We start from the raw sequence: 13995 nt of genomic DNA on the forward strand, positions 1-13995 counted from the left end.
TGTGAGCGCGCCGCGCGATCCCTGGTCCGATCCGTCGACGGCTGCCGAGCCGGGGCCGGCCTACACCGGGCCGCCGCCGACGGTGCCGCCGCCGTACGGCTACGGCGGGCCGGGCCCGTACGGTGCCCCGCCGCCCGGTCACGGTTACGGCTACGGTCCGCCGCCGCCCTACGGCTATCCGGCGCCCTACCCGCCGCCGGCCTACGGCGGGGGGTACGGCCCGCAGCCGGACCGCCGGCCGGGACAGGTCATCGGCGCCGCGGTGCTGAGCTTCGTGCAGGCCCTGCTGGTCCTGATCGCCTCGCTGTACGTGTGGTTCTTCGCCTCGATCGCGGAGCTCGCGATCGAGCAGAGCCCCACCGCCGCGCCGGCCCAGGCCTACGAGTTCGCCCGCGAGGGCGACGTGCTGGCGATCGTCCAGCTGGTGTCGGCGGTGCTGCTCGTGGCCGCCGGCATCCTGGCGCTGAGCCGGCGCGGCCGGCCGGCGTGGCTGCTGCTCGTGGGGGCGCACGGGGTCCAGGTGGCGCTGGCGATCTACTGGGCGGGGCAGCTCGACGACCTCCTCGGCCCGGCCGCCACGGGCGAGGCCGGCGGGGTCCTCGCCGCGTTCGCCCTCTTCTTCGCGGCACTGCCGGTCGTCGCGCTCGGGCTCGTGCTGTTCGGCGGCGGGCGGCACTGGTTCACCGCCCCGTAGGGCTGACCGGCGGGCACGGCACACTGGCGGCATGTCCGCCGCGTCGCCGTCCCCACCCGGGCTGGCCCCCGAGGTCGCCGCGCTGCTGCGCCGCGACCCGGCCGGGCTGGTCGCCGCCGTCGTCCAGCAGCACGACAGCCGTGAGGTGCTCATGGTGGCGTGGATGGACGACGAGGCGCTGCGCCGCACCCTGACCACGGGCCGGGCCACCTACTGGTCGCGCAGCCGCGAGGAGTACTGGGTGAAGGGCGAGACCTCGGGCAACCGGCAGTGGGTGCGCGAGGTCCGGGTCGACTGCGACGGCGATGCGCTGCTGCTGCTGGTCGACCAGGAGGGCGCCGCGTGCCACACCGGCGAGCGCAGCTGCTTCCACCGCGAGCTGCCCGCGGTGCAGGGGGCGTCGTCGTGAGGTTCGGTGCGACCTCGCCCACCCGCGAGGAGTTCGCGGCGCCGGGTCCGGCGGGCGGGGAGGCCGTGGTCCCCGTCACTCGCCGGCTGCTCGCCGACAGCGAGACCGCCGTCGGCATCTACCGCAAGCTGGCCGGCAACCGTCCGGGCACGGTGCTGCTCGAGTCGGCCGAGCAGGGCAAGCGGTGGGCCCGGTACAGCTTCGTCGGCGTGCGCAGCGCCGGGGTGCTCACCGAGCGGGACGGGCGCACCGAGTGGCTCGGCGAGGAGATCCCCGGTCTCACCGACGGCCTCCCGGCCGACCCGCTGGACGCCGTCCGCGTGCTGGCGCGCCGCCTGCGCTCCCCCCGGACGCCGGGCCTGCCCCCGCTCACCGGGGGCCTGGTGGGCTACCTGGGTTACGACGTGGTCCGCCGGCTGGAGCGGCTGCCGGAGACCAGCACCGACGACCTGGGCATGCCCGAGCTGGCGATGATGCTGGTCACCGACCTGGCGGTCCTCGACCACAGCGACGGATCGGTGCTCCTGATCGCCAACGCGCTGCGTGGTGGCAGCGGCTACGACGACGCCGTCGCCCGGCTGGACGAGATGGCCGCCGCCCTCGTGGCGCCCACCGCCCCGGCGGTCGCGGTGTTCGAGCCCGCGGACGCCCCGCCGGTGCGCAGCAATCTCGCTCCCGGGGCGTTCCGGGACGGCGTCGAGCGCGTGCGCGAGCACATCCGCGCCGGGGACGCCTTCCAGGTGGTGCTGGCCCAGCGCTTCGAGCTGGAGACCGACGTCGAGGCCCTCGACCTCTACCGGGTGCTCCGGGCCACCAATCCGTCGCCGTACATGTACCTGCTGCGCTTCGCCGGACGGGAGACGCCGTTCGACGTCGTCGGCTCCTCGCCGGAGGCGCTGGTGACCGTGACCGGCTCGTCGGCGGTCGTGCACCCTCCGGCGGGCACGCGGCCGCGCGGCGCGACGCCGGAGGAGGACGTGCGGCTGGCCGACGGGCTGCTCGCCGACCCCAAGGAGCGAGCCGAGCACGTGATGCTGGTCGACCTGGCCCGCAACGACCTGGGCCGGGTCTGCGTGCCGGGCAGCGTCGAGGTGCCCGACTTCATGCGTGTGGAGCACTACAGCCACGTCATGCACCTGGTCTCCACCGTCGCCGGCCAGGTCAGCCCCGGCTGCGACGCGCTCGACGTCTTCGACGCCACGTTCCCCGCGGGCACCGTCTCGGGCGCGCCCAAGCCGAGCGCGATGACGATCATCGAGACCCTGGAGCCGACCCGGCGGGCGCTGTACGCGGGCACCGTCGGGTACGTCGACGCCAGCGGCGACATGGACATGGCGATCGCCATCCGCACCGCCGTCCTGCACCAGGGGCGCGCCTACGTGCAGGCCGGCGCGGGGATCGTGGCCGACAGCGACGCGGAGACCGAGGAGGCCGAGACCCGGCACAAGGCGCGTGCGGTGCTCTCGGCGATCGCGACGGCCGAGGGGCTGCGGGAGCTCCCGTGAGCGAGGCGCCCGGCAGGGACCAGCCGGCGCGCCGGCCGGGGTCGGGCCGCCGGGAGCTCACCGGCGTCGTGCTCGGCGGTGCGCTGGCCGGGGCGCTGGCGCTGACGGCCGCCGCCCAGACCTGGGCCGCCGTCACCGCCGAGCGCCGGCCGCCGCTGCCCCCGGTGTCGGGCACCCTCTCCGGCGCCGAGGCCGCACCGCTGGGGACCGCGGCGGGGCTCGTGCTCCTGGCGGCCGCGCTCGCCCTCCTCGCCGTCCGGGGGACCGGCCGGGCCGTCGTGGGCCTGCTCATGGCCGCTGCGGGGGGTGCGCTGCTGTGGTCGGGGGTGCGGGTGCTCGGCGGGGGAGTGGCCGACGCCGCCGCCGACCTGCCGGGCCTCGGTGGTGGGAGCACCACCGCGACCACCGTGGAGGTCTCGGTGACCTGGCCGGTGCTGGCACTGGTCGCCGGCGGGCTGGGAGTGGCCGCCGGCCTGGTGGCGGCCGTGCGCGGCAGTTCGTGGCCCGGCATGGGCGAGCGCTACGAGCGCAGCCCCGGCCCGGCGCCGGTGCGCTCGGAGGAGGACCGCGCCGAGGACGCCTGGAAGGCGCTCGACCGCGGCGAGGACCCGACCGACCCCTCGTCGACGACGCGGCCCGGGCCGGGCCGGTAGCGGAACCGGGTGGGTCCACGTCCACGGCCCCCGGGCCAGGGGTGCTCCGGGCCGCCTCTAGAGTGGGTCCACCCATCCGCCGTGTGGCGGGATCGACGTGCGAGAGGTAGTGGCGCAGATGAGCAACCGCGACACCTCACCCGACGCTGCGACGACGCCGTGAGCGTGCTCGACGAGATCGTCGCCGGCGTCCGGGCCGACCTCGCCGTCCGCGAGGCCGGCACGCCGCTGGACGAGGTGAAGGCAGCCGCCCGGGCGGCCCGGCCGGCGCTGGACGCGCTCGCGGCCCTGCGCGCCCCCGGGGTCGGCGTCATCGCCGAGGTCAAGCGGCGCAGCCCCTCGAAGGGTGACCTGGCCGACATCCCCGATCCGGCCGACCTCGCCCAGCAGTACGCGGCCGGGGGAGCGCGGGTCATCTCCGTGCTCACCGAGCGCCGCCACTTCCACGGCTCGTACGCCGACCTCGCCGCCGTCCGCGCGGTGGTCGACGTCCCGGTGCTGTGCAAGGACTTCATCGTCAGCAGCTACCAGGTGCACGAGGCGCGGGCGCACGGCGCCGACGTCGTGCTGCTCATCGTCGCCGCGCTGGAGCAGAACGTGCTGGTCGGGCTGCTCGAGCGGGTGGAGTCGCTCGGGATGACGGCGCTGGTGGAGGTGCACACCGAGGCCGAGGCCGACCGGGCGCTCGACGCCGGTGCGTCGGTCATCGGGGTCAACGCCCGTGACCTCACCACCCTCCAGGTCGACCGGTCGACGTTCGAGCGGATCGCTCCCGGCCTGCCCTCGGAGGTCGTCAAGGTCGCCGAGTCCGGTGTCCGCGGCCCGCACGACCTCATCGGCTACGCCGGCGCCGGCGCCGACGCCGTCCTCGTCGGCGAGGGCCTGGTGACCGCCGGGGACGCCCGCCAGGCGGTGGCCGACCTGGTCACGGCCGGCTCGCACCCGGCGACGCCCCGCACGAGTCGCTGACCCCCTCCACCTCCTGCCGGGCCGACGCGGGACACTGATCCCATGACGACCACCAGCCCACCGCAGCCCGGAGAACTCTCCCTCCCGGCGCGCCCGGGCTGGCCCGACGCGACCGGGCACTTCGGCGTCTTCGGCGGCCGGTTCGTGCCCGAGGCGCTGATCGCCGCGCTCGACGAGCTGACCGAGGCATACGAGGCCATGCGCGTGGACCCGGCCTTCCTCACCGAGTTCGCCCGCCTGCAGCGCGACTACACGGGCCGGCCCAGCCCGGTCACCGAGGTGCCCAAGTTCGCCGAGCACTGCGGTGGTGCCCGCGTCCTGCTCAAGCGCGAGGACCTCAACCACACCGGTTCCCACAAGATCAACAACGTGCTGGGCCAGGCGCTGCTGACCCGGCGGATCGGCAAGAGCCGGGTCATCGCCGAGACCGGCGCGGGGCAGCACGGGGTGGCGACGGCCACGGCCGCGGCGCTCATGGGGCTCTCCTGCACCATCTACATGGGCGAGGAGGACACCCGCCGCCAGGCGCTCAACGTCGCCCGCATGCGGTTGCTGGGCGCCGAGGTCGTCCCGGTGACCACCGGATCGCGCACCCTGAAGGACGCGATCAACGAGGCCTTCCGCGACTGGGTGACCAACGTGGAGACCACCAACTACGTCTTCGGCACCGTCGCCGGCCCGCACCCGTTCCCGGCGATGGTGCGCGACTTCCAGCGGGTCATCGGTGACGAGGCCCGCGGGCAGGTGCTCGAACGGGAGGGCCGGCTGCCCGACGCGGTGCTGGCCTGCGTCGGCGGTGGCTCCAACGCCATCGGCATCTTCACCGCCTTCGTGCCCGACGACGGCGTGCGGCTGGTCGGCCTGGAGGCCGGTGGCGACGGCGTGGACACCGGCCGGCACGCGGCGACCATCACCGGCGGCACCCCGGGCGTGCTGCACGGTGCCCGGTCCTACCTGCTGCAGGACGACAACGGCCAGACGATCGAGTCGCACTCCATCAGCGCCGGCCTGGACTATCCCGGCGTCGGCCCCGAGCACTCCTACCTGCACGACATCGGGCGGGCCGAGTACCGCGCGGTCACCGACGCCGAGGCGATGGAGGCGTTCGCGCTCCTGTGCCGCACCGAGGGGATCATCCCGGCGATCGAGTCGGCCCACGCGCTGGCCGGCGTCATGAAGCTCGGCCGGGAGCTCGGCCGGGACGCGCTGTTGCTGGTCAACCTCTCCGGCCGCGGCGACAAGGACGTGGAGACCGCCTCGGCGTGGTTCGGGCTGGGCGACCGCGAGCAGGTCGACCCCGGGCCGGGCCTGGACACCGACCAGCAGCCCACCGAGGGCGCGGTCAGCAACGACGACGCGGTGCCCGGTGAGCAGGCAGGAGAGACGGCATGAGCCGGCTGGCCGAGCGCCTCGACGCGGCGAAGCGGGAGGGGCGGGCGGCGCTCATCGCCTACGTCCCGGTCGGCTATCCGGACGTCGACGGATCGATCGATGCCATGCGGGCCGCCGTCGAGGCGGGGGCCGACGTCATCGAGGTCGGGGTGCCCTACAGCGACCCCGGCATGGACGGGCCGGTCATCCAGCAGGCCGTGGACGTCGCCGTGCGGGCCGGGGTGGGCATGCCCGACGTGCTGCGCGCGGTCGAGGCGGTGGCCGCAGCCGGCGCCGTGGCGGTGGTGATGAGCTACTGGAACCCGATCGAGCGCTACGGGGTCGACCGGTTCGCCACCGATCTCGCCGCGGCCGGGGGCGCGGGGGCCATCACCCCCGACCTCATCCCCGACGAGGCCGGGGCGTGGATCGCGGCGAGCGACCGCGCCGGCCTCGACCGCGTCTTCCTGGTGGCGCCGTCGTCCACGGACGCGCGGCTGGCCTCGACCGCCGCCGCCTGCCGGGGCTTTGTCTACGCCGCCTCCACCATGGGCGTCACCGGCACCCGCGCGACGGTGGGGGACGCGGCCGAGACGCTGGTCGCCCGCACCCGCTCCGCCGCCCCCGACCGGCACGTGTGCGTCGGGCTGGGCGTCTCGAACGGCGACCAGGCCGCCGAGGTGGCCGCCTTCGCCGACGGCGTCATCGTCGGGTCGGCCTACGTGCGGGAGCTGCTCGAGGGCCGGGGCGCCGACGGCGTCCGGGCCCTCACCGAGGACCTGGCCGCCGGCGTCCGGCGGGCGGGGGTGCGGGCATGACCGTGCTCGCCGCCATCCCGAGCCCCACGCAGGGCGTCTGGGAGCTGGGGCCGCTGCCGATCCGCGCCTACGCGCTGGCCATCATCGTCGGCATCGTCCTGGCCGTCTGGATCACCCAGAAACGCTGGGTCGCCCGGGGTGGGCTGGCCGAGGACGTGCTGGACATCGCCGTCTGGGCGGTGCCGTTCGGCATCGTCGGTGGGCGGCTCTATCACGTCGTCTCCAGCCCGCGCCCGTACTTCGGTGAGGACGGGGACCCCCTGCGCGCCTTCGCCATCTGGGAGGGCGGGCTCGGCATCTGGGGCGCGATCGCCCTGGGCGGGGTCGGTGCGCGGATCGCCTGCCGGCGCCGCGGCATCCCGCTCCCGGCCTTCGCCGACGCGGTGGCCCCCGGGCTGCTGGTGGCCCAGGCCGTCGGCCGGCTGGGCAACTGGTTCAACAACGAGCTCTACGGCGGCCCGACCGACCTGCCGTGGGCGCTGACCATCTACGAGTGGAGCAGCGGCCGGGCGGTGACCGGGCCGGACGGCGAGCCGGTGGTCCTGGGCACGTTCCACCCGACCTTCCTGTACGAGATGCTCTGGAACCTCGCCGCGGCGGCGCTGGTCATCTGGGCCGACCGGCGCTTCCGGCTGGGCCACGGCCGGGTGTTCGCCCTGTACGTGGCGTCCTACTGCGCCGGGCGGCTGTGGATCGAGCTGCTGCGCACCGATCCGGCCGAGACCTTCTTCGGGGTCCGGGTCAACGTGTTCACCTCGATCATCGTCGGCCTGCTCGCGGTGGCCTACTTCGTCTGGCAGCGCGGCCGTCCCCGCGAGGTGATCACCCGCCGCGCCGAGGCCGCCGCCGCCGAGTCGCCGGCGGCCGCCGACCGGGCCGCCGGGGCGTCGCCGGCCCGGATACGTGAGGACGATCACCAACCGCCGTCGTCCACCACCTGAGGCCGGTGTTCGCGCAGGTCCGGCCGCATATCGCCGGTTTCCGTCCGACCATCACGGATCGGCTTCGGCGGTATCAGTTGGGTGTTACGGCTGTGTACCCTTCGGGCTGACCCGCCGGCGATCCCGGCGGGGTCGTAGTGTGTCGGAACCGGGCCAGCGCTGCCCCGCGGACGACGGCCCAGCGGCACCACCGGTGGGCTCGCGCCGGCCGGCCGGTGCACCGCTGTCCGGTCGGCACCCGGCGCTCCGCACGTGCCGCAATCTCCGCAGCCCTTGACCTCCGGCCGGGCCCCCGCCCCCCGTCCCACCCCCTCGCCCCGAGGGGGAGGACGGTGCGCCGACGACGGGAGTGACATGACCGACTTCCACGCCCCCGCCACCACGGCAGTTCCCGGCTCCGCCATGCCGCCGGCCGTCCCGTTCTCCGCGGTGCCCGCCCCGGTGGGCCTCTACGACCCGGCGAACGACAAGGACGCCTGCGGTGTCGCCTTCGTGGCCGACGCCCGGGGACGCCGGAGCCGCCGCATCGTGCAGGCCGGTCTGACCGCGCTGCACAACCTCGACCACCGGGGCGCCGCCGGGTCCGAGCCGAACTCCGGCGACGGCGCCGGGATCCTCACCCAGATCCCGGACGCCCTCCTGCGGGCCGGCGTCGACTTCGACCTCCCGCCGTTGGGCGAGTACTCGGTCGGCATCGCCTTCATGCCCGTCGACCCCGACGAGCGCGCCGCTCGCGTCGCCGACGTCGCCCGGCTGGCCGAGGAGGAGGGGCTGACCGTCCTCGGGTGGCGCGACGTGCCCGTCGACCCCGACGGCGCCGACCTCGGGCCCACGGCCCGCGCGGTCATGCCGCACTTCGCCCAGCTCTTCGTCGCCGAGACCATGGGCGCGCGGGCCGACGAGAAGGCCTTCGGCGGCAACGTCGTCTGCAACGGCGTCACCCGCCTCGAGCGGCGCTCCTTCGTGCTGCGCAAGCGCGCCGAGCGCGCCGCCGTCGACGCCGGCAGCTCCCTGTACGTCACCTCGCTGTCGTCGCGGACGATCACCTACAAGGGCATGCTGACCACCGACCAGCTGCCGCTGTTCTTCCCCGACCTGCGCGACGAGCGCTACGAGTCGGCGATCGCGCTGGTGCACAGCCGGTTCTCGACCAACACGTTCCCGAGCTGGCCGCTGGCCCACCCGTTCCGCTTCATCGCGCACAACGGCGAGATCAACACGATCAAGGGCAACCGCAACCGCATGCGGGCCCGTGAGGCCAAGCTCGCCACCGAGCTGTTCGACGGCCCCGCCGGCCCGGCGTCCGAGCTGGGCCTGGAGCGCATCTTCCCGGTCACCGCCAGCGACTTCAGCGACTCGGCGACGTTCGACGAGGTGCTGGAGCTGCTGCACCTGTCCGGCCGCTCGCTGCCGCACGCGGTGCTCATGATGATCCCGGAGGCGTGGGAGAACCACGAGGAGATGGACCCGGCCCGCCGGGCCTTCTACCGGTTCCACTCCTCGATCATGGAGCCGTGGGACGGGCCGGCCGCGGTCTGCTTCACCGACGGCACGCTGATCGGCGCGGTCCTCGACCGCAACGGCCTGCGCCCGGGTCGCTGGTGGCACACCAAGGACGACCTCGTCGTCATGGCCAGCGAGGTCGGCGTGCTGGACATCCCGGCCGCCGACGTCGTCGCCAAGGGTCGGCTGCAGCCGGGCCGGATGTTCCTCGTGGACACCGCCTCTGGGCGGATCGTCTCCGACGAGGACGTCAAGGGCGCCCTGGCCGCCGAGCAGCCGTACGAGGACTGGCTGCACGCCGGCCTGGTGCACCTGCCCGCGCTGCCCGAGCGCCGGCGCTCGCGGCCGAGCCACGAGTCCGTCGTCCGCCGGCAGATGCTCTTCGGGTACACCGAGGAGGACCTGCGCATGCTGGTGACGCCGATGGCGGCCAGCGGTGCCGAGCCGATCGGGTCGATGGGCACCGACACCCCGATCGCCTCGCTGTCGGACCGCTCCCGGCTGCTCTACGACTACTTCGGGCAGCTGTTCGCCCAGGTGACCAACCCGCCGCTGGACGCCATCCGCGAGGAGCTGGTGACCAGCCTCGGCCGCACCTTCGGGCCCGAGCAGAACCTCCTGCAGGCCTCCCCGGCCTCCTGCCGGCAGGTGCACCTGCCGTTCCCGGTCATCGACAACGACGAGCTGGCCAAGATCCTGCACATCGACGACGACGGCGACCTGCCCGGTTACGCCGCCGTCCGGATCACCGGCCACTTCGACGTCAACGGTGGCGGGGCCGCGCTCGCCGAGGCCGTCGAGCAGCTGCGCAGCAAGGTCAGCAAGGCGATCGCCGCCGGCGCCCGGATCATCGTGCTCTCCGACCGGGACTGCGACGAGCAGCGCGCCCCGATCCCGTCGCTGCTGATGACCGCCGCGGTCCACCACCACCTGGTGCGGGAGAAGACCCGCATGGAGGTCGGGCTCGTGGTCGAGTCCGGCGACTGCCGCGAGGTCCACCACGTCGCCCTGCTGCTGGGTTACGGCGCCGCGGCGGTCAACCCGTACCTGGCGTTCGAGTCCATCGAGGACCTGATCCGCGACGGCGCCCTCACCGGCGTCGAGCCGGCGCAGGCCGTCCGCAACATGGTCAAGGCGCTGGGCAAGGGCGTCCTCAAGGTCATGAGCAAGATGGGCATCAGCACCGTCGGGTCGTACACGATGGCGCAGATCTTCGAGGCCGTCGGCCTGTCCCAGGATCTCGTCGACGAGTACTTCACCGGCACCTCCTGCCCGCTGGGCGGCGTCGGCATCGACGTGCTCGCCGAGGAGGTGGCCATGCGCCACCGCCGCGCCTACCCGGAGAACCCCACCGAGCGGGCGCACCGCCGGCTGGAGACCGGCGGCGAGTACCAGTGGCGCCGCGAGGGCGAGGTGCACCTGTTCAACCCGGAGACGGTGTTCCTGCTCCAGCACGCCACCCGGTCCCGCCAGTACGACGTGTTCGAGAAGTACACGCAGACGGTCGACCAGATGTCGGCGGACGCGGCGACGCTGCGCGGGATGTTCACGCTGAAGACCGGCGTGCGGCCCCCGGTGCCGATCGACGAGGTCGAGCCGGTCAGCGAGATCGTCAAGCGGTTCAACACCGGCGCGATGAGCTACGGCTCCATCTCGCAGGAGGCGCACGAGACCCTCGCCATCGCCATGAACCGCCTCGGTGGACGCTCCAACACCGGTGAGGGCGGCGAGGACCCCGACCGCTTCACGCCCGACCCGAACGGCGACCTGCGCCGCTCGGCGATCAAGCAGGTGGCGTCGGGCCGGTTCGGTGTGACCAGCGAGTACCTGGTGAACGCCGACGACATCCAGATCAAGATGGCGCAGGGCGCCAAGCCGGGCGAGGGTGGGCAGCTGCCCGGCGGCAAGGTCTACCCGTGGGTGGCCCGTACCCGGCACTCGACGCCGGGCGTCGGCCTGATCAGCCCGCCGCCGCACCACGACATCTACTCGATCGAAGACCTCAAGCAGCTGATCCACGACCTCAAGAACGCGAACAACGAGGCGCGGGTCCACGTCAAGCTGGTCGCCGAGGTCGGCGTCGGCACCGTCGCGGCCGGGGTCAGCAAGGCGCACGCCGACGTCGTCCTGATCTCCGGGTTCGACGGCGGCACCGGCGCCGCACCGCTGACCTCGCTCAAGCACGCCGGCTCCCCGTGGGAGCTGGGGCTGGCCGAGACGCAGCAGACCCTGCTGGCCAACGGCCTGCGCGACCGCATCGTGGTCCAGGTCGACGGGCAGATGAAGACCGGGCGCGACGTGATCGTCGCGGCGCTGCTCGGTGCCGAGGAGTTCGGTTTCGCGACCGCGCCGCTGGTGGTCTCCGGCTGCGTGATGATGCGGGTCTGCCACCTCGACACCTGCCCGGTCGGTGTGGCCACGCAGAACCCGGAGCTGCGCAAGCGGTTCACCGGCCGGCCGGAGTTCGTCGTCACCTTCTTCGAGTTCCTCGCCGAGCAGGTGCGCCACTACCTGGCGGAGCTGGGCTTCCGGTCGGTCGAGGAGGCCATCGGCCACGCCGAGCTGCTCGACACCCGGAAGGCCGTCGACCACTGGAAGGCCGCGGGGCTGAACCTCTCGCCGATGCTGGTCGTGCCCGAGCTGCCCGAGGGCACGCCGCGGCGCGCGGTGCGCGGGCAGGACCACGGCCTGGACGTGGCGCTGGACCAGACGCTGATCCAGCTGTGCGAGGGCGCGCTGCTGGACGCGCGGCCGGTCAGCCTCGAGCTGCCGGTCCGCAACGTCAACCGCACCGTCGGCACGATGCTGGGGTCGATGGTCACCCGCCGCTTCGGCGGCGAGGGCCTGCCCGACGGCACGATCGACCTCACCTTCGGCGGGTCGGCCGGGCAGTCGTTCGGCGCCTTCGTGCCGCGCGGCATCACCATGCGGCTGTTCGGTGACGCCAACGACTACGTCGGCAAGGGGCTGTCGGGTGGCCGGATCGTCGTCCGGCCTTCCCGCGAGGCGTCCTTCCTGGCCGAGGACAACGTCATCGCCGGCAACGTGATCGGCTACGGCGCCACGAGCGGGGAGATCTTCCTGCGCGGCCGGGTGGGGGAGCGCTTCTGCGTCCGCAACTCCGGCGCGCTGGCCGTCGTCGAGGGCGTGGGTGACCACGCGCTCGAGTACATGACCGGTGGTCGTGCGGTGATCCTCGGGCCCACCGGCCGGAACATCGCGGCGGGCATGTCCGGTGGCATCGGCTACGTGCTCGACCTCGCCCGGCACCGGGTGAACACTGAGATGGTCGACGTCGAGCCGCTGGACGGCGAGTCCGCGCAGTGGCTGCGCGACGTCCTCGTCCGGTACGTCACGGACACCGAGTCCACGGTGGCGCACGCCCTGCTGGCCGACTGGGGCCGCTGGTCGGAGCAGTTCAGCGTGATCATGCCGCGCGACTACCGGCGGGCCCTGGACGCCCGGCGGGCGGCCGAGGCCGCGGGCACGGACGTCGACCGGGCGGTCATGGAGGCCGCGCGTGGCTGAGATGCGTGTGCGATGCGTCCGCGGAACGAACGAGCAGCAGAGGGAGGCAGCACGTGGCTGACCAGACCGGTTTCCTGAAGTACGAGCGCGGCCTCCCGCCGCGGCGTCCGGTCGAGCTCCGGATCATGGACTGGAAGGATGTCTACACCCGGCGCCAGAACGGCGAGGACCCGCTGTTCCCGACGGCGGAGGTGCGCAAGCAGGCGGCGCGCTGCATGGACTGCGGCATCCCGTTCTGCCACCACGCCTGCCCCGTGGCGAACCTGATCCCGGAGTGGAACGACCTGTCCCGCCGCGACGACTGGCAGGACGCCATCGAGCGGCTGCACGCGACGAACAACTTCCCGGAGTTCACCGGGAAGCTCTGCCCGGCGCCGTGCGAGGGCTCCTGCGTGCTCAACCTGCAGGAGTCGCCGGTGACGATCAAGCAGATCGAGTGGGAGATCATCGACCGGGCGTGGGACGAGGGCTGGGTCACCCCGCAGACCCCGGCCGAGCGCACCGGCAAGAAGGTCGCCGTCATCGGCTCCGGGCCCGCGGGCCTGGCCGCCGCCCAGCAGCTCACCCGGGCCGGGCACGACGTCACCGTCTACGAGCGTGCGGACCGGGTCGGCGGGCTGCTCCGCTACGGCATCCCCGAGTTCAAGATGGAGAAGTCGGTCCTCGACCGGCGGCTGGACCAGATGCGCGCCGAGGGCACCCGGTTCGTGACCGGTGTCGACGTGGGCGGCAGCGCCGAGGGCGACCTGTCGGTGGAGCAGCTGCGCGCCGACTTCGACGCCGTGGTCCTCGCCGGCGGGGCGACCGTCGGCCGTGACCTGCCCGCCCCGGGCCGGGAGCTGTCGGGCATCCACCTGGCCATGGAGTACCTGCCCTACGGCAACCGGCAGGCCCTCGGCGAGCTGGACTCCCCGCCGATCGACGCGCACGGCAAGCACGTGGTGATCATCGGTGGCGGTGACACCGGCGCCGACTGCCTCGGCACCGCGCACCGGCAGGGGGCGGCCTCGGTCGCCCAGCTGGAGATCATGCCGGCGCCGCCGGAGCGGCGCGCCCAGGACACCAACCCCTGGCCGACCTACCCGATGATCATGCGCGTCTCCAGTGCGCACGAGGAGGGCGGCGAGCGGCTCTACTCGGTCAACACCGAGCGCTTCGTGGGAGACGAGCACGGCAACGTGCGGGCGCTGCTCATCCACGAGGTGGAGCGGGTGGACGGCCGGTTCCAGAAGATCGAGGGGTCCGACCGCGAGCTCCCGGCCGACCTGGTGTTCCTGGCGATGGGGTTCACCGGGGCGCAGCGGGAGGGCCTGGTCGACACCCTCGGCGTCGAGGTCGACGGACGCGGCAACGTCGTCCGGGACGACGCGTTCATGACCACCGTCCCGGGTGTGTTCGTGGCCGGTGACATGGGCCGCGGCCAGTCGCTGATCGTCTGGGCGATCGCCGAGGGGCGCGCCGCGGCCGCCGGCGTCGACACCTGGCTGACCGGCGAGTCGATGCTGCCGGCACCGGTGACCCCGACGGCGGTCGCCCTGCGATAACACCGCGCTCCTCCGGACCGCACCGCGGCCAACGGCCGTCCCCCGGTCCGGAGGAGCGTC

The 13995-nt window shown here is 73.9% G+C and carries 10 protein-coding genes; all 10 read left to right on the forward strand.

All coding sequences use genetic code 11. The annotated features are described in order from the left end of the window. The first annotated feature begins 1 nt into the window (after position 1). The 10 genes from ABDB74_RS08150 (at position 2) to ABDB74_RS08195 (ending at position 13935) form a co-directional block, all read left to right on the forward strand. Positions 2 to 694, forward strand: coding sequence for a hypothetical protein (locus tag ABDB74_RS08150; RefSeq protein WP_346623164.1), 693 nt, complete (start codon positions 2 to 4; stop codon positions 692 to 694). Between the two features lie 31 nt (positions 695 to 725). Next, on the forward strand, positions 726 to 1103 hold the full coding sequence (gene hisI / locus ABDB74_RS08155) for a phosphoribosyl-AMP cyclohydrolase (protein ID WP_346623165.1): 378 nt from the start codon (positions 726 to 728) through the stop codon (positions 1101 to 1103). Continuing rightward, positions 1100 to 2608, forward strand: coding sequence for an anthranilate synthase component I (locus tag ABDB74_RS08160; protein WP_346623167.1), 1509 nt, complete (start codon positions 1100 to 1102; stop codon positions 2606 to 2608). Before hisI ends, ABDB74_RS08160 begins: the two co-directional genes overlap by 4 nt. After that, the gene (locus ABDB74_RS08165) at positions 2605 to 3261 is read left to right on the forward strand and encodes a Trp biosynthesis-associated membrane protein (RefSeq protein ID WP_346623168.1); all 657 of its coding nucleotides are present in this window, start codon (positions 2605 to 2607) and stop codon (positions 3259 to 3261) included. The genes ABDB74_RS08160 and ABDB74_RS08165 overlap by 4 nt, the downstream gene beginning before the upstream one ends. A gap of 159 nt (positions 3262 to 3420) precedes the next feature. Beyond that, positions 3421 to 4230 (forward strand): indole-3-glycerol phosphate synthase TrpC, encoded by an 810-nt coding sequence (trpC, locus tag ABDB74_RS08170; RefSeq protein WP_346623170.1) that lies wholly within the window; start codon positions 3421 to 3423, stop codon positions 4228 to 4230. Between the two features lie 42 nt (positions 4231 to 4272). After that, positions 4273 to 5622, forward strand: a complete 1350-nt coding sequence (trpB, locus tag ABDB74_RS08175; protein WP_346623172.1) for a tryptophan synthase subunit beta — start codon at positions 4273 to 4275, stop codon at positions 5620 to 5622. After that, positions 5619 to 6419 (forward strand): tryptophan synthase subunit alpha, encoded by an 801-nt coding sequence (gene trpA, locus ABDB74_RS08180; protein WP_346623173.1) that lies wholly within the window; start codon positions 5619 to 5621, stop codon positions 6417 to 6419. The genes trpB and trpA overlap by 4 nt, the downstream gene beginning before the upstream one ends. Continuing rightward, a complete protein-coding gene (gene lgt / locus ABDB74_RS08185) occupies positions 6416 to 7360 on the forward strand; it encodes a prolipoprotein diacylglyceryl transferase (RefSeq protein WP_346623175.1) in 945 nt (314 codons plus the stop codon). The genes trpA and lgt overlap by 4 nt, the downstream gene beginning before the upstream one ends. A gap of 354 nt (positions 7361 to 7714) precedes the next feature. Then, positions 7715 to 12391, forward strand: coding sequence for a glutamate synthase large subunit (gltB, locus tag ABDB74_RS08190; protein WP_346623176.1), 4677 nt, complete (start codon positions 7715 to 7717; stop codon positions 12389 to 12391). A 53-nt stretch (positions 12392 to 12444) separates the two neighbouring features. Next, positions 12445 to 13935 carry a glutamate synthase subunit beta gene (locus tag ABDB74_RS08195; protein WP_346623178.1) on the forward strand — a complete coding sequence of 497 codons (1491 nt, stop codon included), beginning with the start codon at positions 12445 to 12447 and terminating at the stop codon, positions 13933 to 13935. Positions 13936 to 13995: the final 60 nt, after the last annotated feature.

The organism is Blastococcus sp. HT6-4, from assembly GCF_039679125.1.
GTDB classification, from domain to species: Bacteria; Actinomycetota; Actinomycetes; order Mycobacteriales; family Geodermatophilaceae; genus Blastococcus; species Blastococcus montanus.

Coding starts and splice junctions, on each gene's coding strand:
- hisI (WP_346623165.1), top strand. CDS start 726: ATGTCCGCCGCGTCGCCGTCCCCACCCGGGCTGGCCCCCGAGGTCGCC.
- trpB (WP_346623172.1), top strand. CDS start 4,273: ATGACGACCACCAGCCCACCGCAGCCCGGAGAACTCTCCCTCCCGGCG.
- trpA (WP_346623173.1), top strand. CDS start 5,619: ATGAGCCGGCTGGCCGAGCGCCTCGACGCGGCGAAGCGGGAGGGGCGG.
- lgt (WP_346623175.1), top strand. CDS start 6,416: ATGACCGTGCTCGCCGCCATCCCGAGCCCCACGCAGGGCGTCTGGGAG.
- gltB (WP_346623176.1), top strand. CDS start 7,715: ATGACCGACTTCCACGCCCCCGCCACCACGGCAGTTCCCGGCTCCGCC.